Raw genomic sequence first — 18,813 nt, 5'->3', positions numbered from 1 at the left:
TGCGACTCCTTCATTCACGTATATGGAAGGTATTTAACGGGAGATAATACCTGTAATCTGACATTTGGGAGATGAACTCATGGATTTGCATAATGGGAACTATTACTGGCCGTCTACACTTCCAGACCCTCCCCTATATCCTGCCTTGGAAGAGGATCTCAAGTGCGATGTGCTCATTATCGGCGGGGGAAGCTCCGGCGCCCAATGTGCTCATCTGCTCAGTGAAACCGGACTAAAGGTCGCTGTGGTGGATAAACGGAGCATCGGTTCAGGCAGCACAGCGGTCAATACCGCGCTGATTCAATATTTGGGAGATAAAATGCTGTTTGAGCTGGTGAATTCGTTCGGCGAGGAAGCCGCAATCCGGCATACCAAGCTGTGCGAGCAGGCGATCCGGGACATGGAGAAGATCTCTCAGACCCTGGACATCGATCCTGAGTTTGTCCTGCGGGACAGTCTGTATTATGCCAGCGATGCCGCAGGTGTGGGTAAGCTGCAGAATGAGCTGAAATTGCTGAAGAAGCATGGTTTTAAAGTCGATTGGCTGGAGGCGTCCCAGATTGCGGAGCGTTATCCTTTCTCGAAGCAGGGGGCGCTCTATCTCTATGATGATGCCGTCATCAATCCCTATAAATATAATCACGGACTGCTGGACCGGGCACGTCAAAAGGGTGTCAAGGTGTATGAAAACACCCGGATTACCGGCAAAAAGTTCGGCTCAGAGCAGGCTGTTCTTTATACAGACACCGGCCACCGTATTGATGCAGGGCAGGTCATCATTGCTGCTGGATATGAAGGACAGGAGATCCGGAAGGAAAAGAACAGTGTGCTCACGAGCTCATATGCCGTCGTCACGAACCCGGTCTTGGATTTGTCCGCATGGTATCAGCAAACCCTGATCTGGGAAACGGCCAGGCCGTACATTTATATGCGCACCACGCAGGACGGGCGTATTATCATCGGGGGCCTGGATGACAATGCGACACGTCCCCAAGACCGTGATGCCAAGCTGATGCACCGCAAGGATGAGCTGGTGAAGGAGTTTAACAAGCTGTTTCCTGGCATTGACGTTAAACCGGAGTACTACTATGCCTCTTTTTACGGCGGGACCCATGATGGTCTGCCCATGATCGGCATATACGAGGAATTTCCGAATTGTTACTTCTTGTTCGCCTACGGCGACAATGGTCTGGTCTACAGCGGAGCTCTCTCCAAGATTATTACAGGGGCTATCACGAACGGCAGCCATCCTGATCTTGATCTGTACCGGCAGGACCGCCCCGTTATGCAGCGTCCGGCGGGACTCTAAAACTTAACAAAAGCGGCCTATCCACAGATCACCAGGGATAGGCCGCTTTTTCACGCTTGTATGCTTTATGATGTCAGGTTTGCACTCATTTGTGGCTCGTTTGCGCCTGCTTTAGGTCCCGCAGTACGTGCGGTACGCACGGGTTGAAGGTCCAGGCAGCATGCAGTAAGGCTGCTGTTCAGAGGAGTAGGCATACGGGTTCGCGAGTACAGCTAACAGCTTCTGCATCACCGTCAGATCCCCCTGCCCCGCAGCACTTAAGGCCTCTTCTACACGGTGATTTCTTGGAATCACTGCCGGGTTGCTTCCACGCATCAAGCGCCAGGCAGCTTCCAGCGATTCCTCCTGACGGTGCTGTCTTTGCTTCCACTGCTCCAGCCACTGGCTGAATGCCTCGATGCCATCCATATCTGTCTCTTCACTTAACGTCAAGGCACGGAACGTGTTCGTGTAGTCTGCACGATGCTCCTTCATCAAATCCAGCAGGCTGCTGATCAGCTTGCCATCCTCTTCTTCCTCATTAAACAGTCCCAGCTTCGCTCTCATGCCGTGCAGCCAGTTCTCTTCAAACCATCCGGCGAACCTGGCAATTTCTTCTTCAGCCATTTCAGCCGCTTTCTCCGGTTTATCATGAATGAGCGGCAGCAGCGGCTCGGCCAGCCGGGCCAGATTCCACGCACCGATATACGGCTGATTCCCGTAGGCATAGCGTCCCTGGGTATCGATCGAGCTGAAAACCGTCGCCGGGTGATATACGTCCATGAACGCACAAGGCCCGTAATCAATCGTTTCACCGCTAAGCGCCATGTTATCGGTGTTCATGACCCCGTGAATGAAGCCAGCCAGCTGCCACTGGGCAATCAGTGAAGCCTGACGGCGGATGACTTCCCGCAGCAGGGATAGATATGGCTGATCGCTTTGTGCCGCATCGGGATAATGACGGTTTATCGTATAGTCCGCGAGGGCCTTCAGATCCTCAGGTGTCCCCCATTGAGCAGTATACTGAAATGTCCCAACCCGAATATGGCTTGCTGCCACGCGGGTTAATACTGCTCCCGGGAGCGACATTTCCCGCTGGATCTCCTGTCCGGTCGCCGTGACCGCGAGGCTTCGTGTCGTCGGTATGCCAAGCCCATGCATACCTTCGCTGATTATATACTCCCTCAGCATCGGTCCCAGCGCGGCCCGCCCGTCGCCGCCGCGGGAGTACGGTGTGCGCCCTGATCCTTTAAGCTGAATATCATAGCGGCCTCCGGCAGGCGTGATCTGCTCTCCGAGCAGCACCGCCCGGCCATCGCCAAGCATATTGAAATAACCGAATTGGTGTCCGGCATAAGCCTGTGCCAGAGGGTCAGCCCCTTCAGGCACGTCGTTTCCGGCAAGTACCGCAGCTCCGGCGGGCGTTTGCAGGGCCTTCGGATCCAATCCCAGCGCTGAGGCCAAATCCTCATTACATATCACGATCTCCGGTGCTTTAACCGCACCCGGATGCTGTCTCGTAAACAGGGTCTCCGGCAGGCGTGCATAACTGTTGTCAAAATTCCAGCCGGCTTCTGCCGATGTCTGTGATGGTGTCATAGTATGCTCCTTTTCTGGTGCAGGATGTCTTATAAACTATTATACCCCTCGCAGCGTGAAAGATCGCCTTTTGCGCACAGACTTTCTCCAGCACCGTTCATATTTCCCAACACCTCATTTTAAAAAAAGGAGATTTTATTTATTTTCATATAAAAAATTGGTGATATACTGTCATAATTAAAGGAGATTGCGCCTTCGACAAGGAAAATGTTAAGGAATGATATTATCTCAACGTGAAAAGTATCGAGTGTTCAACACGATAAAAAAACATGGAGGAATCAATCAAGATGAAAACTATGATATTTTCACAAGTTCAGCCTAAGCGGGATATCGTCACAGGTGCAGAATGGAAGCCCTTTTCATCCCTGGAACAAAGCGAGCTTTCCGGCTATGATGCCATTCTGCTGATCGGGACCGGCTCCCTGGACGAAGAAACTGTGCTGTCCCTGAAGGAATCGCATGCGCTTTGGCATTATGTCAAACAGGGCGGCCGGCTGTACGCCGAGCTGATCTCGGCTTTTGACTTCCCAAGCTCACGTCTTCTTGGCTGGAAGCAGGACTTCCTCAAGAGCCGCCGCACCTTGGAGAAACTGCGGACAACCGGTGCAGAAGGCAGCGGTTTAGACAAGGGCAGCATCCTGGAGTGGGACGGCGCTTTTGCCCTGGGCTTCTCGGCAGATTCCGAGCCCTTGCTGGAAGTTGGCGGATTCCGGGAAACCCATGTATCGACAAGCTCGGGGGAAACGAAGACCTCTCCGGCACTGAGTTTTCGCCGGATCGGGGACGGGCTGGTTGTATCATCTTGTTTCTCTCTGTTCGGCACGGGAGATCTGACGCCGCTGCGGCCGCACAGCCGCTGGTCTCAGGTCATCCGGGGTTTGTCGGACAAGACCGGCATTCCGTTCGTGATGTGGGAGCCGCAGATCACTACGTCCGGCCAGCAGTCTCCCGAAGGCGCGGTTGCGAGAAGCGCAGACTGGTTTGTGCGCTCTGGCATCTTGCCGAAGGCTGACGGCTCTGCCGGGGTATTGGAAAATATCCATTCTGTAACCGGCGCACTCTCCCGGGATTACCGGCCGGATTGCCATGCGCATGCTGTACTGATGTTCTACCTGTACGGAACTCACAGCGGCAAGGAAGAATGGATCGAAGCGGCCCATGGCCTGCTGCAGTATCTGTTCGAGAACGGATTTCAGGACATGGATCCGGCATCGTCTTCTTATGGCTTTTTTAAATGGTATCAGTTCCCGGATGAACAGCCTCATCAAATGTTTACCGATGATAATGCCTGGGTCTGTGTGGCCCTGCTGTATCTGTACCGTAAAACCGGTGTGGAAGAATACAAACGCCACGGCCTGCTGGTCGCAGAGGCCATGATGGCTACTCAGCACCCGAGCGGTCTGCGCCACAAGGTTATGATCGGAGAACAGCTGGAGGAACTGGGACGAGAACGAGCAGCACAGGAGCTTGAACCGAGCATGAGTCCTCATTTTGAGAGCATCACACATACGGCATACATTCAAGCCTACCTCGTTACCGGAGACATGAAGTATATTGAGACCTCGGTCCGCGGAAGCAAAGAGCTGCTCAGACGCCGGGACGAGCTGTGGTTTATGTACAGTCAGACCTCCGGTTACGGCCGGTTTACGCTGGCACTGGCTTACCTGCAGCAATTCGATGAATCCGGTGAACTCCGTCAAGGCCTTGAGGATATTTCTACCTACCTGCTGTCCCATCAGGATGCATCCGGAGCGATTCAGGAAGCGGATAATCCGGATCCGGACCGGTTTGGCGAAGAAGATGCCGGAGTCTACATCCATAATGGCGAAGGAATTGCCGACCAGCTGTATACGAACAACTTTTTACTGATGAATGTGTGGGAATGCTGGAAAGCAACCGGAGATGAACGATATAAGCAGTGGTATAACCAGCTGTCTGATTTCCTGTGCCGGATTCAGATTCGCAGTCATGATGCCCGCTATAACGGCGGCTGGATGCGTGCCTACTCGCTGCAGTTGGAGGAGTATTTCGGAAACAACGGCGATACCGGATGGGGGCCGTACTGCCTGGAGAGCGGCTGGACGAATGCCATGATTCCGGTCGGCATGCTGCTGGGGATGATGGACGAATCGATATTTGAATAATCAATGGGGCTGTCCCAAAAGATCCTGGATCTTGAGGGGCGGCCCCATTTTTTACCTATATCCTTGAAGAGACACTGTAAATAAGCTTGAAAAACAGCCTTATTGAAGGAAATGCTGTCCTTTATTTCAGCAGATGAATGCAGAATTCGAGGTCAGCCTGCAGGTGCTCCTGCATCAGCCGTTCCGCCAGTTCCCCCTGATGCTCGGCAATCGCCTGGCAGATCTGTTCATGCTCATCAATCAGGAAAGGGCGTTTGTGATACACCACTGTCTTTCGAAACAGATAGATGATGGAGTGCATTCTCGCAATGGTATCGATCATAAACGGATTATGGGTGGACTGGACGATTAGATCATGAAAACGTTCATTCGCAGTCATAATCTCTTCCGCATTTCCGCTTCGGCCGATGCGCACACATTCCCGAAGCTCTCCCAGATCCTCTTCTCGCAGAAACTGTGCGGCAGAGCGGGCGGCAAAGCCCTCCAGCAGAATCCGGACTTGAAACAGATTCCGCAGATCCGTTTCGGAAGGATTCACCACTCTCTTTTGCTGAATGAGGCCCTCCTGTTCCAGTCTGCGAATGGATTCCCGCACTGGTGTGCGGCTCACGCCGATCTCTTCGGCCAGCTTTTCTTCTATCAGCTTGGTGCCCCTGGGCAGCTCTCCGTTCAAAATCTGGTCCCGAATATATTCATAAGATTTCTTAAAAGCGATGGATGATTTTTTAATCATAAGTCATGTCGTCTCCTAAAATGGCGATATTCTTTCACCCTGCTCAAAGCACGAAAAAAGCCCGCTAATTCAAGTATAATGTGATCTTTTCGACATGAAAAGTTTTAATTGTGTATACTTTTTTAAATATTTTGTATACAAAATTAATATTATTGTGTACAATGACCTTGTAAGCGATATCAAACAACTACGAATTTTAACTATTAGGAGGTCTTTCCTGTGAAAATTGGATTTATTGGTCTAGGCATAATGGGAAAACCGATGTCTCTTCATCTGGTACGCGCCGGCTATGAGCTGACCGTTTTCGATATTAATGTAAGCGCTATAGAAGAACTGGTTACAAGCGGTGCTAGAGCGGCATCCACACCGAAGGAGGTCGGGGAGCACAGTGATATCATTTTCACCATGCTGCCCAACGGCGAACATGTGAAAAGTGTAGTGCTTGGTGAAAGCGGCATCATTCATAGCGCGAAGCCGGGAACTGTTGTGGTGGACATGAGCTCCATCTCACCTGTCGTCTCGAAGGAGATTGCTGAGGCGCTGAAAGCGGCAGGTTTGGATATGCTCGATGCCCCGGTCAGCGGTGGTGAACCGAAAGCCGTGGACGGCACGCTCGCGATTATGGCCGGCGGGAAAGAAGAAGTATTCAGCAAGGTGAAGCCTGTGCTGGAGTATATGGGCAAAGATATTACGCTGGTTGGAGATCACGGGTGCGGAACCACAGCCAAGCTCGCCAATCAGATTCTGGTCAATGTGAACATCGCGGCGATGTCAGAAGCTTTAATCCTGGCGGCCAAAGCAGGAATCGATCTGAAGAAGATGTACGAAGCCATTCGGGGCGGACTCGCCGGAAGTGCGGTGCTCGACGCGAAGGTACCGCTGATTCTGGAGCGTAACTTCGTGGCAGGCGGACGAATTGACATTAATGCTAAGGATCTGACGAACGTTATGGATACAGCCCATGCCATCGGGGTGCCTCTTCCTCTCACCGGCCAGGTGCTGGAAATGTTCCACTCCCTGAAAGCCGACGGCAAGGCAGCGGATGATCACGGCGGATTGGTGCAATACTATGAAAAGATTGCTAACTTTCAAGTCACAGGTGATATAGGTGATGACCAATGAATATTCAAGCCAAAGATATACTGTCCCGTTATCCAGCTCTCTCCAAGCAGGCAGTAGACACTCTATGGGAGAAGGAACGGTCTTCATTCACACATCAAATCATTGTACTCGATGATGATCCGACAGGCGTACAGACCGTGCATGGGGTGTCGGTCTATACGGACTGGACCCAGGAATCGATCGAACAAGGTTTTCTAGAAGACAATGACATCTTCTTCATTCTGACCAACTCGCGCGCCTTTTCCGAAGAAGAGACGCGCCGGGTTCACCAGGATATTGCAGAGCGCACAGCAGCCGTCAGTAAGCAGCTGAACAGACCTTATCTGCTGATCAGCCGCGGGGATTCTACCCTGAGAGGTCACTATCCGCTGGAAACGGAGGTGCTGTACCAAACCTTGAAAGAACAAGGCGACTCCATTGACGGCGAGGTGATCCTGCCCTTCTTCTATGAAGGCGGACGCTTGACCATTGAAGGTGTGCACTATGTACGCCAGGAGGATGAACTGATTCCCGCCGGGGAAACCGAGTTTGCGAAAGACCGCACCTTCGGGTACAGGTCAAGCCATCTCGCGGATTATGTAGAGGAGAAAACCGGAGGACGATTCCCGGCCAAAGACGTGACGCTCATTCCGCTGCATCTGATCCGCAAGCTGGCTGTCGATGAGATTACCGACCTGCTGATGAACGTTAACGGCTTTAATAAGATTGTGGTGGATGCTGCTGAGGAGCAGGATGTGCGGGTATTCGCCATCGCGCTCATGCGTGCGCTGAAGCAGGGCAAGCGCTTTCTGTACCGGACTGCGGCTGCGTTCACCAAGGTTATCGGAGATATCACCTCCAGACCGCTGCTTACCGCATCAGAGCTGGTAGACCCGGACTCGGCTTCGGGAGGATTGATTATGGTGGGCTCCCACGTCCAGAAGACAACCGATCAGCTTCATAAGCTAAAAGAGCTGCCCCAGCTTCATTTCATTGAGCTGGATGCGCATCTGGTGCTGGAGCCCGAACGGTTCCGTGAGGAAGTGGAACGTGTCCGTCTCGATGCTGAAGAGAACGTCAGAGAAGGCGTCACCACTGTAATTTATACCCGTCGTGAGCGGCTGGATCTTGGAGAGAATATGAAAGAAAAGGAGCTTCAGCTTTCCGTAGATATTTCGCGTGCCGTGACATCGATCGTACAGAACTTTACGGTCCGTCCGCGTTATCTGATTGCCAAGGGCGGCATCACCTCCAGCGACATCGGTACCCGTGGTCTTGGTGTCAAGCGGGCAGACGTAGCTGGTCAAGTTGCTCCCGGCATTCCGGTATGGACCACAGGAGAGGAAAGCAAATTTCCGCATCTGCCTTATGTAATCTTTCCCGGAAATGTAGGCGCGGTCACCACATTAAGAGATGTGGCCGCTATGCTTGAGAACCGGACATAATATTTTATATTGATAAATAAGGGGGAGTTATCCATGGTTACGGGTAACCTGTTAATTGTGATCTTTCTGGCATCCTTGGCTGTATTGTTCTTTGCCATCTTGAAGCTGAAAATCGAGCCATTTCTGTCGCTTATCGGTGTCGCGATGGGCACGGCCCTGGTCATAGGAATGCCGCTGAACGAAGTGGCCTCTACCGTGACGACCGGATTCGGTAATACGCTGACCGGTGTCGGTATTCTGATCGGACTTGGTGTTATCTTCGGCCAGTTCCTCGGTGCGTCCGGTGCGGTTGAGAAAATTGCCCAGTCCGTGTTGAAAGTGTTCGGTATAAAAGGCTCCCCTGCAGGCCTTGCCTTAACAGGGACCGCGGTTTCGATCCCGGTATTTTTCGATGCGGCCTTCGTTATTCTAAGCGGCCTGGTCCGCAGTCTGGCTACAAAAACCGGCATTACCGTCGTCTCCTTCGTCACCGCGCTTGGCATAGGCCTGATCGTCTCGCATAACATGATCGCACCTACACCTGGACCGCTGGTAGTTGCCGAGAACACGGGATCCGAGCTTGGACTGTTTATCCTGTATGGAATTATTGTAGCGATTCCAGCTACACTGGTCGGCGGCTACCTATACGGCATGTTCATCGGCAAGCGTATAAAGCACTCCGGTGAGATGGAAGAAATCAAAGTCGATAAAGCAGATCTGCCCAAAAAAGAAATCAGCACCGGTCTCAGCTTCTTTATGTTAGCGCTACCAATCATGCTGATTCTGGCAAATACCGTATCGAAACTGCTTGCTCCGGACACCGGAATTGCCAACTTCTTCGGCTTTGTCGGTGAGAAGAACGTCGCCCTGCTGATCAGTGTGTTTGCGGCCATTATCCTGCTGCGTCCTTACATCTCGATTCCCTACAGCCGCCTGTATTCCGAAGCCATTAACTCGGCCGGGATTATTATCCTGATCACCGGTGCGGGCGGAGCGTTCGGGGCTGTCATCAACAACAGCGGTATCGGAGACTACTTGATTCAGACCATGCAGAGCTGGAGTATTCCTGTCCTGCTGCTTGCCTTCATCTTCTCGCAGATCCTGCGGGCTTCACTGGGGTCGGCAACCGTGGCTCTGGTCACCACCTCCAGCATTCTCGGCCCGATGGCCGTTGATCTGGGCGTCTCTCCAATCCTGCTCGGCCTCGCCATCTGTGCGGGCGGAATCGGATTGTCCCTGCCGAATGACTCCGGCTTCTGGGTGGTCAGCCGCTTCGGCAAGCTGACTGTTACCCAGACCCTGCAGGCCTGGACCTTGGGCGGATTTATCGCAGGATTGACGGCTTTAGCTACGGTATTTATCCTGAGCCTGTTTTCCGGTATCCTGCCTGGACTGTAAGCTTTTCCGGCTAGCATGCTGCTGCAGCAGGTGGAAGAACCCATATATAACCTTATCTCTAAAAAGGGAGGAGCCTTTACGGCCCCTCCCTTTTGGTATTGTGTGTGACACTGATTTAGAAACGATGGATGTTGACCGGTTCTGTCAGCACATCGCGGGCATAGGCGAAGAAGCCTGTAAGATGCTCTGTCTGATTGTGCTGCTCGATGGCCTGTTCGTCCTTCCATTCTTCAATCATGACAAAACGGCCCGGACTGGAAACATCCTCATACAGCGCGTAGCTGATATTGCCTGCTTCGGCCTGTGTTGAAGTAATCAACGCCTTGGCTTTCTCTGCAAAATCCTGCCGCGCCTCTGGTTTAACATGCATATGCACTTGTAAATGTATCATAAATACGCCTCCTATTATTTAAAATCAAAACCCTGCTGCTCCAGCATTTGGCGAACCTGTGGATAATAAATCCGGTTGTAAAAGGACGAAATGGTCTGCGACCAGTTCCGAGACTCCTTACCACCTGTCCGTTTCTGCATATAAGCAGATACTTCTTCATCATAATGTTTAATCAGTTCTTCGAGATCTTCAGTATGGTATTTCTCTTTATGCCACACTGCTGCTTGCGGGAGACGGTGTTTCTTCTCGGATAGATCGGCCGGATGGCCGACTACCAGACCGCTGACCGGGAATACATATTCCGGAAGCCCAAGCAGCTCAATAAGTTCCAGCGGCTGTCTGCGTGCCCCTCCGATCGGTACAATCCCCAAACCCAGAGATTCAGCGACCGCAATCGCATTCCCCATCGCCAGGCCGACATCAGCCGCGCCGACGATCAGAGATTCCACAGCATCGGTAATGACAAGTTCTTCACCATTTAAGTCGGCGGCGATACGGGCCCGGTTATAGTCTACACAAAACAGCAGGAATACGGGTGCCTGAGCAATCCAGACCTGGTTGCCTGCCAACTCGGCAATCTTCGCTTTAGTGGCCGGATCCTGGACACTGATCACCGTTACCTGCTGTCCGTTAATGGACGATGGTGCGGCCTGTACAGACTCGATAATCTGCTGCAGATCCATATCGCTGACAGGACGGTCTGTGTAGCTGCGGATGGAACGGTGATTCATTAATGTGTTGTATACTTCGTTATTCATATATACCAGCTCCTTAATAAAGTAGTGTTTATACAGCATGAAGTTATGAATTACATACGCTTCGCTTCTCCAGATCGGTTCTCAATCTCCGTTGACGCGTAATTCTTATTTTCATTCTATCTAGCTAAGATGTTTCCGTGCTGTGCCGCCTAGGAATAAGAGCGTGTGCTTATTACCTAATCAGCGTTTACCATTTCGCTCCTGTTCATTCGGATCCAATAGTTGAAATTTGCAACTATTGGATCAAAGCATCCCTTCTTCCTAAGAAGAGGGAGGCTCTTTACGACAAGGACTGCTGGTGCTGTTCAGCGCGGTTTTCATAACCTCGAGGGTTTGAAAAACCTGCTCATGCTGATCCTCAGGAATCTTCGAGAACACCTCAGACAAAAAGGTCTCCATAAATTCAGCAATATACTGCTGCTTCTGTTCCCCTTCTGCAGTCAGTGACAGTACCACATAACGCCGATCCTTGGGATCCGGCAGCCGGTTAACCTGACCATACTCTACAAGCTGCTGTACCTGACGGCTGAGCGAGCTGGTGTCGGTATGGAGAAGTGCGGCCAGATCGTTAAGCGAAATGTTCGGACGCTTGCCAAGCTCATACAGGATATGGCTCTGAATGACAGAGATGCCGCAATCCTGTGCTCCGCCTCGCTGCAGCTGACCGAATATTCTTACGAATTGCTGGAACACTTCCCGAACGGCAACGTAACGAGAATTTTCTTTCATGGTCATCACCTGGATCCAAGTATAACAACAATAATTGATTTTTGCAACTATTGTTTATTGATTCTATATTACTTGAAAAAAGAAGCCGCCCTACAAAGATCTATGATCTTAGTGGAGCAGCCCCGATTAAATTGTACTAGGAAGTGAGCTTGCGCAAGCGGTGAACCTCCCGGCTCTGAATGAGCGGTTCGATATCCAGCCGATACTGTTTATAATGCGGGCTCTCGATATGGGATTGAAAAGCCGCCTCATCCTGCCAGGTTTCGTAAAAAACAAACTGTTCCGGATCGTCCGTGGACTCGTGCAGCACATACTCCACACAGCCAGACTCGCCACGCGAGGGACGTATCATGGACTCCATGATCCCGCGCAGCTGCTGCGCATTTCCTGTCTTGGCCTTCATAATCGCCACAATTGTTATTGCAGACATGTGAAGCCTCCTTTACTCATCCCAGCTGGCGTACAACCTCTTTGGCTACACTCAGGGTGGATTGCGGGTTTTGTCCTGTAATCAAGCGGCCGTCTGCCTGCATATGATCACTCCAGTTGGCGGCAGTGACCACCTTGGCTCCCAGTTCACGCAGCCGGGATTCCAGCAGGAATGGCATAAATTTGTCCAGCGTCGTCTCTTTTTCCTCTTGATCTGTAAAAGCCGTTACCGTTCTCCCAGCGACAAGCGGAGCTCCATCCGACAGCTTCACACCTACGAGGCCCGCTGGCCCGTGACATACCGCGGCAACAATCTTGCCGTTTTCATACAGGGTACGAATCGCATCCTGCAGCTTCACGTTGTCTGGCAGATCGAACATGGTACCATGGCCGCCAGGAAGGAAGATCGCATCAAAAGAAGAGATGTTCTCTACATCCGCCAGTTTGGCTGTATCCTGCAGATACTTTTTCGTATCCAGCATTTCCTGCGGCACATCGCCTTCCAGGCTGCTGGCATCCAAAGGCACCTGACCGCCCAAGGGACTGGCTACCGTAATGTCATAGCCCTGATTACTGAATTCAAGATAGGCTTCACCGAATTCGGACAACCAGAGGCCTGTTTTGTGACCTTCTGCCATCTCGTCTGCGGTCGTAACGACGATCAATACTTTTTTGGACATGTTTATTTCTCCTCCTGTGTCAAACATTTTACATTCAAAGTTACATTAACCTTTTACAGCACTTGTCATTCGGGATGGGTGGAATTACCACCGCATACTCCGGATCAGCGACATGATATGGTCTCGCTCGTCGTCAGCTATGTCCCATTGCCGCACCTCCTGCAGGATGATTTCCCGGTTCGTGAACCCTTTCGCCAATCCGTTTAACCGGGCAGCGAGCGTCGAACTCAGCATGTCTTCGTGAGAAGCATATAGAGTCTCCAGCTTCTCCAGGGCATCCGGAAAACGTTTCAAATAATATTTCTGATGACGCTCCTCTGCAGGATAAAAGCTTGTATACGGTACAATTTCGGTTGCAGGCTTCCCACCGCCAGTTCGGCTGCGCTCCTCCAGCACCTTGGCAATAACCTCCCGCTGTGCCTCACCGTTATATAGGAGCATGGAGCGGTACTGCCGTCCTTTATAGTCGTTGATGCTGTCAGGATTATGGTGATTCCAGAACTGCTCCACCAGTTCCAAATATGTGATCAAGCCAGGATCAAATGTCACCTCTACCGTTTCACTATGGTCACCCATCTGTCTGTACGTCGGATTATCCAGCGTTCCACCGGCATAGCCGGTACGTGTTGAGAGAACACCAGGACGCGCACCATAGAGTGCCTCCGGTGACCAGAAGCAGCCCATGGCAAACCAGGCGGTCTGCCTTCTTTCCGTGCTGCGATCTTCATGTAAGGTTGTCTTCATACAGTCCAATCCCTCCTTTATTTCTGTACGTGCAGCCGTGTATGTGCCGAAAAAAGCCCCCGCGCTTTCGCACGAAGGCTCCTTGTTGGTTATGGATCAGTCAGCCCTGCGCCCATGTTTGAATGAAGCTCTCAAAGCTCGGGGCCAGTGTCGTCATTTTATAGCCATGCTCTTTATCAATATGAACCACTTCCGGTTCACCGTCATTGCCGGCCTCCCGGTAATCCAGCATAATTATATCATTGCCAGAAGGTCCCTGTGCGATGACGACACCAATCTCCGGATAGCCGCCCTGCTCGATGATCTGCCGGCTGCCGGAGGTACCGCACAGCGAACGCTTCTTGTCCCGCCCTATGCCAAGCACTCCGGTGATCTCTATAGCTTCCCCGGTACCGACAGCTGCTGCCGGGTAGAAGCGGTTTCGGGGAGCTCCGCCGTTATGCTGTTTCATCATAGAGATGTAGGAGATTGGCAGCTTGAACACCAATTCCTCCTCTATTGAAGCAATCAGCTCGTCCGAAGGCGGGGCAGATGTATACAGTTCCGCCGCCGGAGCTTCGTCATTCCAGAAGCTCAATGGATCATGGGCCAGGTCAAGCGGAACAGCAGATGCTGCCGCCCTTACGACAGGTGCAGCAGCTCCAGAAGCAGCCGGTTCTCCAACTGCGGCGCCTTCTTCTTCAAGCGGAGCACCGTCTTCGGCTATAGTACCTTCGCCAGCTGAGACAGACTCTTCACCGGAGTCTTCCGCTTTTTCACGCTCAATCCATTCCAGAAACTCCAATGTATCCTCATCTCCGGGCTCCAATCGGTCAGCAATCCGGAATTCCCGCTCTGCATCCTCATATCTCTCCAGATAGTAATAGGCCAGCCCCATACGGTAGTGCCAGAGCGGATCGTCTGTTCCCTCTTCTTCCACAAGCAGGAACTGCTCTATAGCGTCCTCATAACGCTCCAGATTATTGTAGGCTCTCCCCAGATGGCTGATCAGCTCATAATCCCGTTCTTCAGCCGGAATATTCGTGATGGCATCTACAATTTCCTCAAATTCGTCCTCTTCATGCCACTCTTCAAGCTGTGTCAAAAGCTCTTCTCTCAACCTTTTCGCCTCCTATTAAGTGCTGTTGCTGTGATTATATCATTATAATTTTCATTGACATAATTATGAGTACATTGCTATACTATGTCACATTACATAACCCGATTATTTTTGTCGGAATTATTACTTTGATGGAGGTCGACACCATGTCCCGCACACCATTTTCCAGTACCAAAATGTTTGCTGCCTTTTTGCTCTCTTGCTCTTTATTGTTTACACAGGCAAGCGCACTGGCCGCAGCACCTGCGTCACCAGCAGCACCTGAAGCATCAGCCGCTCACGCACAGGCCCAAGCTGCAGCGAAGGATGGCGCTGAACAGTACAAGCAGTTCCTTCAGGAGAAATACAGCATCCAGCTTAACGGCACCGTAACCAAAGGTGACCTGATTGCTGCTGTTGCTGATATTCTGGATGCGAAGCCTTCAGACAAAGCCGTAACCTTTACGGATCTTCGTGCCGGCGAGACGCTGTTTAATGATGCAGCCGCACTGTATGACCAAGGCATTTTGACAGGACCATCCATTCAAGCGGACCAGCCGCTCACCAATTACGTCGCCCTTGCGATTGCACTGCGGGCTGCCGATCTGAAAGAGCTTGCGCTCTCCTATCCGGCATCGAAAGCCGATCAGTCTCTTGCCAAACTAAACGTGAAAAAGGGTACACTCGGCACAAAAGCGGCACAAGAGGTTGCTGCTGCTTTGGATACGGGCCTGCTGCCAGTTTCCCTAGGCAAAGGCTTTAAGCCAAACGCTCCGGCAAGTGATGAGCTGATCCAGACGCTGCTGGGCCAAATGCTGATCAAGAAGGGCCTCTACAAGCAGTATATCGGCTACACGAGCGATTCCGACATTTATGCCAAGCTGGCCACAGCCTACGAGACCTCTGATCTGATCAACGCACCTAAGCTTCAGGATCTGGTCAATACGGCACTGGAGCAGGAACTGGTCACTGGCTACAACATCAAGGATACCCGCTATGATGCGAACTTTATTGAATCGCTCTCCCTGATCTACGGACATTCCGATTTCAAACATGCACGTCAGCTTATCGGTTTGCTGCGCAGTGAAGGCCTCGACGCAAAAGTACAATTCGAGCCAAAAACATCCGCGTTCCTCTTCCTGGCGGAGTGGGGCGATCCAGGTCCGAACGTTGTACAGATTGAGAATGGCAACTATATTGCATTTGCAAAAGAATACGATCTGGCCTTCGAATTTGCGACTGCAGCTGATAAAGCAGCATTCGACGGTATTATTGAGCAGTTTGCGAAGAAAAATGCTGCTGACCAGCAAGGCCTGATCTATGGTTCGTGGTGGCAGCCGCTGTATTATTCCAGCACGCCGATTGCAGGTTATGAGCAAATTACGAACAACCTGATCACCGATCCGGACAGCACATTTACCGTGAACCCGTTCTCGCTGAACGAGGAGTCTGCGAAGGTCGTTGCAGGACTCAAAAAGATTGATCCGGAAGCCGTCATCACCCCGTACAAGTTCTGGGTGGACAAGCCGTTCTTCCGTTATCTGAACGGGGAATCCCTGTAAAACCTCTCTAAATATACGCAAAATTGCTAAAAAGCCCTTTCTGACTGGCTTCAGCCTTCAGAAAGGGCTTTTGTTCTAGCTGGCGGCCAGGAGAACGAAGGCTCGCGCTCAATGACCCGGCCTTTGCAGGAATGCTTCCTTTTGCCGTAGAATATAGGTTCAAGCGATTTACCGAAAGGAGGGAACATCATGAAATCCATCACTGTTCAAAGCCTGTGTGAAGCTTTTCATCTGGAAGTATTGGCCGGATCCGGCCGCATGGACCGCGAGATCACCCGCTCGAAAGCGCATAGACCGGGACTCGAATTTGTCGGGTATTTTGATTTTTTCCCTATGGAACGGGTACAGGTGCTCGGCCGCAAAGAAATCACCTATCTGCTTACACTCAGCGTCGAAGAACGTTTACTGCATATCGGCAATATCGTTAAATATCATCCACCCTGCTTTATTGTAACTACGAATCAGCAGGAGATTCCGTATATTACACTGTTCTGTGAACAGGAAGGTATTCCGCTGCTGCGTACGAAAGATACCACAACGGAGTTTATTGCGAAGGTCGACCGGTACTTGACGAAGGAGCTGGCGCCGGAGATGTCGATCCACGGGGTATGCCTGAATGTGGCAGGCATCGGGATCCTGCTGCGCGGCAAATCCGGTATCGGCAAAAGCGAGACCGCGCACACGCTCATCCGGCGGGGACACCGGCTTGTAGCCGATGATATCGTCGTGCTGAAAAAGCTCGGACCAGGAACCCTGCTCGGCACGCATAATGAGACGACTCGTGAATTCCTCGCCCTGCGAAGCATCGGGCTCATTAACGTCGTCCGCCAGTACGGACGGACCGCCTTTCAGGATGAATCACGAATCGTGCTCGACATCGAGCTCACCTCTTGGCAGGATCGCGCGCTCAACAATGAACTGGAAGTAGAGCACAAACAAACGGATTATCTGGGTGTCCAGATTCCGTACATCGAGATCCAGCTCCAGCCCGGACGCGATGTGGCCGGCCTGATCGAGGCCGCTGCCAACAGCTGGTATCTGAAGCAGCTGGGCTACAGCGCGGCAGAAGAGTTCATCAGCCGGATTGATGAGTTAGAGTCTTAGGCGTCCTTATGGACGCCTTTTTTTCAAACTATTCACACACCTCGGTTTCAAGGGTGGTACTGCCACATGAAGATTTGGTTACAATATGTTCGGCATGTTTGATCGGACTGTCCCCGATTACGGCAGGCAATATAACACGGATTCCAGCCCGGAACATGGGACATGTCTGGCGGCCACGGCTTTTTCACGACCATAGGAACCCACACGATGTTAGGATACATATTTGAGTACGTATAAATGGTAATCCCCCCGTTAGGTTGAAGTCACTTTTCTTTCATTCAGATACTCCCCGCTGTGAGCATCCATAAATAGAACACCGCCAGCTTCAGTATGCATTCTCCAGGCAGGGACACATTCATCTGTTGGCAGCCAGTGCGGTGCAGACCAATACACCAATTCGGCTTTTTTCACGCTAGGCGCTTCCGCCGTTTTAAAACGAAATTGATGCAGCCTGTTGAATTGGTTTATGGCTTCCACGGTAGTCATTATGTCATCTTCTGACCCTTCCACCTCCGCCAGCAGCTCATGCCAATAGCGATAAAAGAAAACAACGCCATGGTTATCCACCAAAACCTTGATGGAGCTTCCGGCCAAACCGTCGACTTCTATTCCGTTAAAGACCTGTTTGTAGACGATGAGATATGCGATGATCTCTCTGCCCGAATGAACCAGACTCTCTGCGAATATCGGGAGCATATGCCGGATGCCTGCATCCTCAGGAAGGCCGCCGAATCGCTGTATAAAATTCTCTGCTTCTTCAATTGCCTCGGCTGGATTACCACGATAAGGCAAACCGCAGCTGTCCCGCTCATAGATAACAGCTCCGTACTCCAGCGGAATGAGGTTCGCATTTCCGAAGGTTCTGCCAGACCAGCAGCGATATGCCTCCGGTATTCGTCGAATTCCCCGAATGCGGCCGATTCTCCCAGCAGCCGAAGCACTACTGGAAGTGACAGCTTTCGTATCTTTTAAAAAGATGCTCTGTGCACTTCCCATTCGCCAGCGTTTAATATCCCCTGTTCCCCTTACATCTGGCGTGGGTCCTCCCTTAACGCCAAATAAATAGTCCTTACCATTACCGTTATGTCCAATTACAGCCCATTGATTTTCGTCTGCAAGGATATTCGCATATCGCCATGCGTCAAGTACCGTGCGCGGTGCAAAAACCGCCTCTTTGCCGACTTCGCCATAGCACCTGGACAAGAACATTTCCACGACCAATGCATCCAGCGGTTCATGGGAATCCCCAGTATATCCAAGAATGTGATGCATGCCGTTCCCCAGGATGCTTCCCCACTCCGCTTTGTTCAAAACGAGACAAGCGAGAAACATGGCAAATTTCACGCAGTACCAACTGTCACCTACACTGTCCCAATTCACCTTTACTTGAAACGGACAGCAGGGCTGATGAAGGCCATAATCGTACAGAGCCAGATCTCCGTTCTCTGAACCATGACCTGTGAACATCAAGAAATCGCTGCTGCTCCCAGCCTGCCGGACAAGGAGTTCTGTTACGAGGCTATCGCCGCATTCATAACACAGGTGCCATCCCTTATCCATCAAAAAGTCCCGAAAAACAAGCGCATCGCTGTGTGAAAGATGAGGGATGCAGGGCGCATTTAATGTGCTAACACTGAATACAGCCAGTCTA

General features: G+C 51.5%; 17 protein-coding genes. 7 read left to right on the top strand and 10 right to left on the bottom strand.

Annotated elements, in window-relative coordinates; genetic code table 11:
* The first annotated feature begins 79 nt into the window (after nucleotides 1-79).
* Nucleotides 80-1,309, top strand: a complete 1,230-nt coding sequence (locus HII30_RS00975; protein WP_169503055.1) for an NAD(P)/FAD-dependent oxidoreductase — start codon at nucleotides 80-82, stop codon at nucleotides 1,307-1,309.
* Nucleotides 1,310-1,420: 111 nt separating this feature from the next.
* Here the strand turns inward: HII30_RS00975 and HII30_RS00970 are convergent, their stop codons facing one another.
* Entirely contained in the window at nucleotides 1,421-2,887 is a 1,467-nt protein-coding gene (locus HII30_RS00970) for a protein adenylyltransferase SelO (RefSeq protein ID WP_169503054.1), read from the bottom strand.
* 287 nt (nucleotides 2,888-3,174) lie between these two features.
* Between HII30_RS00970 and HII30_RS00965 the strand changes: the two genes are divergently transcribed.
* Entirely contained in the window at nucleotides 3,175-5,031 is a 1,857-nt protein-coding gene (locus HII30_RS00965) for a hypothetical protein (protein WP_169503053.1), read from the top strand.
* 121 nt (nucleotides 5,032-5,152) lie between these two features.
* On the opposite strand, the gene HII30_RS00960 is transcribed toward HII30_RS00965, so the two are convergent.
* Complete coding sequence (locus HII30_RS00960; RefSeq protein ID WP_169503052.1) at nucleotides 5,153-5,764, bottom strand: GntR family transcriptional regulator; 612 nt, start codon at nucleotides 5,762-5,764, stop codon at nucleotides 5,153-5,155.
* A 219-nt stretch (nucleotides 5,765-5,983) separates the two neighbouring features.
* Here HII30_RS00960 and garR point away from each other — a divergent pair, with 219 nt between their 5' ends.
* Genes garR through HII30_RS00945 form a run of 3 tightly spaced genes read left to right on the top strand, consistent with a single transcriptional unit; the run spans nucleotide 5,984 to nucleotide 9,687 of the window.
* Nucleotides 5,984-6,886, top strand: a complete 903-nt coding sequence (garR, locus tag HII30_RS00955) for a 2-hydroxy-3-oxopropionate reductase (RefSeq protein WP_169503051.1) — start codon at nucleotides 5,984-5,986, stop codon at nucleotides 6,884-6,886.
* Nucleotides 6,883-8,310, top strand: coding sequence for a four-carbon acid sugar kinase family protein (locus HII30_RS00950; protein ID WP_169503050.1), 1,428 nt, complete (start codon nucleotides 6,883-6,885; stop codon nucleotides 8,308-8,310). Before garR ends, HII30_RS00950 begins: the two co-directional genes overlap by 4 nt.
* A gap of 33 nt (nucleotides 8,311-8,343) precedes the next feature.
* Nucleotides 8,344-9,687 (top strand): GntP family permease, encoded by a 1,344-nt coding sequence (locus tag HII30_RS00945; protein ID WP_169503049.1) that lies wholly within the window; start codon nucleotides 8,344-8,346, stop codon nucleotides 9,685-9,687.
* A 115-nt stretch (nucleotides 9,688-9,802) separates the two neighbouring features.
* Here HII30_RS00945 and HII30_RS00940 read toward each other — a convergent pair whose 3' ends face one another.
* The 7 genes from HII30_RS00940 to HII30_RS00910 form a co-directional block, all read right to left on the bottom strand.
* Nucleotides 9,803-10,078 (bottom strand): putative quinol monooxygenase, encoded by a 276-nt coding sequence (locus HII30_RS00940; RefSeq protein ID WP_169503048.1) that lies wholly within the window; start codon nucleotides 10,076-10,078, stop codon nucleotides 9,803-9,805.
* Between the two features lie 14 nt (nucleotides 10,079-10,092).
* Nucleotides 10,093-10,836, bottom strand: coding sequence for an NADPH-dependent oxidoreductase (locus HII30_RS00935; protein ID WP_169503047.1), 744 nt, complete (start codon nucleotides 10,834-10,836; stop codon nucleotides 10,093-10,095).
* A 261-nt stretch (nucleotides 10,837-11,097) separates the two neighbouring features.
* The gene (locus HII30_RS00930) at nucleotides 11,098-11,565 is read right to left on the bottom strand and encodes a MarR family winged helix-turn-helix transcriptional regulator (RefSeq protein WP_169503046.1); all 468 of its coding nucleotides are present in this window, start codon (nucleotides 11,563-11,565) and stop codon (nucleotides 11,098-11,100) included.
* A 136-nt stretch (nucleotides 11,566-11,701) separates the two neighbouring features.
* On the bottom strand, nucleotides 11,702-11,995 hold the full coding sequence (locus HII30_RS00925; RefSeq protein ID WP_169503045.1) for a putative quinol monooxygenase: 294 nt from the start codon (nucleotides 11,993-11,995) through the stop codon (nucleotides 11,702-11,704).
* 16 nt (nucleotides 11,996-12,011) lie between these two features.
* Nucleotides 12,012-12,674: a type 1 glutamine amidotransferase domain-containing protein gene (locus HII30_RS00920; protein WP_169503044.1), complete on the bottom strand. Its 663-nt coding sequence runs from the start codon at nucleotides 12,672-12,674 to the stop codon at nucleotides 12,012-12,014.
* A gap of 84 nt (nucleotides 12,675-12,758) precedes the next feature.
* Nucleotides 12,759-13,418 carry a peptide-methionine (S)-S-oxide reductase MsrA gene (gene msrA, locus HII30_RS00915; protein WP_169503043.1) on the bottom strand — a complete coding sequence of 220 codons (660 nt, stop codon included), beginning with the start codon at nucleotides 13,416-13,418 and terminating at the stop codon, nucleotides 12,759-12,761.
* Between the two features lie 100 nt (nucleotides 13,419-13,518).
* Nucleotides 13,519-14,517 carry an SMI1/KNR4 family protein gene (locus HII30_RS00910; RefSeq protein ID WP_169503042.1) on the bottom strand — a complete coding sequence of 333 codons (999 nt, stop codon included), beginning with the start codon at nucleotides 14,515-14,517 and terminating at the stop codon, nucleotides 13,519-13,521.
* 65 nt (nucleotides 14,518-14,582) lie between these two features.
* Between HII30_RS00910 and HII30_RS00905 the strand changes: the two genes are divergently transcribed.
* Both HII30_RS00905 and hprK read left to right on the top strand, forming a co-directional pair.
* Nucleotides 14,583-16,058 (top strand): hypothetical protein, encoded by a 1,476-nt coding sequence (locus tag HII30_RS00905; RefSeq protein WP_246245907.1) that lies wholly within the window; start codon nucleotides 14,583-14,585, stop codon nucleotides 16,056-16,058.
* A 189-nt stretch (nucleotides 16,059-16,247) separates the two neighbouring features.
* Complete coding sequence (gene hprK / locus HII30_RS00900; RefSeq protein ID WP_169503041.1) at nucleotides 16,248-17,162, top strand: HPr(Ser) kinase/phosphatase; 915 nt, start codon at nucleotides 16,248-16,250, stop codon at nucleotides 17,160-17,162.
* A 252-nt stretch (nucleotides 17,163-17,414) separates the two neighbouring features.
* Here the strand turns inward: hprK and HII30_RS00895 are convergent, their stop codons facing one another.
* Nucleotides 17,415-18,722: a hypothetical protein gene (locus HII30_RS00895; protein ID WP_211184353.1), complete on the bottom strand. Its 1,308-nt coding sequence runs from the start codon at nucleotides 18,720-18,722 to the stop codon at nucleotides 17,415-17,417.
* Nucleotides 18,723-18,813 lie beyond the last annotated feature (91 nt).

Origin of the sequence: Paenibacillus lemnae, assembly GCF_012933385.1 — a bacterium.
Lineage (GTDB): Bacteria > Bacillota > Bacilli > Paenibacillales > Paenibacillaceae > Paenibacillus_AQ > Paenibacillus_AQ lemnae.
The sequence above is the reverse complement of the archived record's forward strand: the minus strand, read 5'-3'. Positions and strand labels throughout refer to the sequence as shown.

Coding starts and splice junctions, on each gene's coding strand:
- HII30_RS00975 (WP_169503055.1), top strand. CDS start 80: ATGGATTTGCATAATGGGAACTATTACTGGCCGTCTACACTTCCAGAC.
- HII30_RS00970 (WP_169503054.1), bottom strand. CDS start 2,887: ATGACACCATCACAGACATCGGCAGAAGCCGGCTGGAATTTTGACAAC.
- HII30_RS00965 (WP_169503053.1), top strand. CDS start 3,175: ATGAAAACTATGATATTTTCACAAGTTCAGCCTAAGCGGGATATCGTC.
- HII30_RS00960 (WP_169503052.1), bottom strand. CDS start 5,764: ATGATTAAAAAATCATCCATCGCTTTTAAGAAATCTTATGAATATATT.
- HII30_RS00950 (WP_169503050.1), top strand. CDS start 6,883: ATGAATATTCAAGCCAAAGATATACTGTCCCGTTATCCAGCTCTCTCC.
- HII30_RS00945 (WP_169503049.1), top strand. CDS start 8,344: ATGGTTACGGGTAACCTGTTAATTGTGATCTTTCTGGCATCCTTGGCT.
- HII30_RS00940 (WP_169503048.1), bottom strand. CDS start 10,078: ATGATACATTTACAAGTGCATATGCATGTTAAACCAGAGGCGCGGCAG.
- HII30_RS00935 (WP_169503047.1), bottom strand. CDS start 10,836: ATGAATAACGAAGTATACAACACATTAATGAATCACCGTTCCATCCGC.
- HII30_RS00930 (WP_169503046.1), bottom strand. CDS start 11,565: ATGAAAGAAAATTCTCGTTACGTTGCCGTTCGGGAAGTGTTCCAGCAA.
- HII30_RS00925 (WP_169503045.1), bottom strand. CDS start 11,995: ATGTCTGCAATAACAATTGTGGCGATTATGAAGGCCAAGACAGGAAAT.
- HII30_RS00920 (WP_169503044.1), bottom strand. CDS start 12,674: ATGTCCAAAAAAGTATTGATCGTCGTTACGACCGCAGACGAGATGGCA.
- msrA (WP_169503043.1), bottom strand. CDS start 13,418: ATGAAGACAACCTTACATGAAGATCGCAGCACGGAAAGAAGGCAGACC.
- HII30_RS00905 (WP_246245907.1), top strand. CDS start 14,583: ATGAGTACATTGCTATACTATGTCACATTACATAACCCGATTATTTTT.
- hprK (WP_169503041.1), top strand. CDS start 16,248: ATGAAATCCATCACTGTTCAAAGCCTGTGTGAAGCTTTTCATCTGGAA.
- HII30_RS00895 (WP_211184353.1), bottom strand. CDS start 18,722: ATGGATAAGGGATGGCACCTGTGTTATGAATGCGGCGATAGCCTCGTA.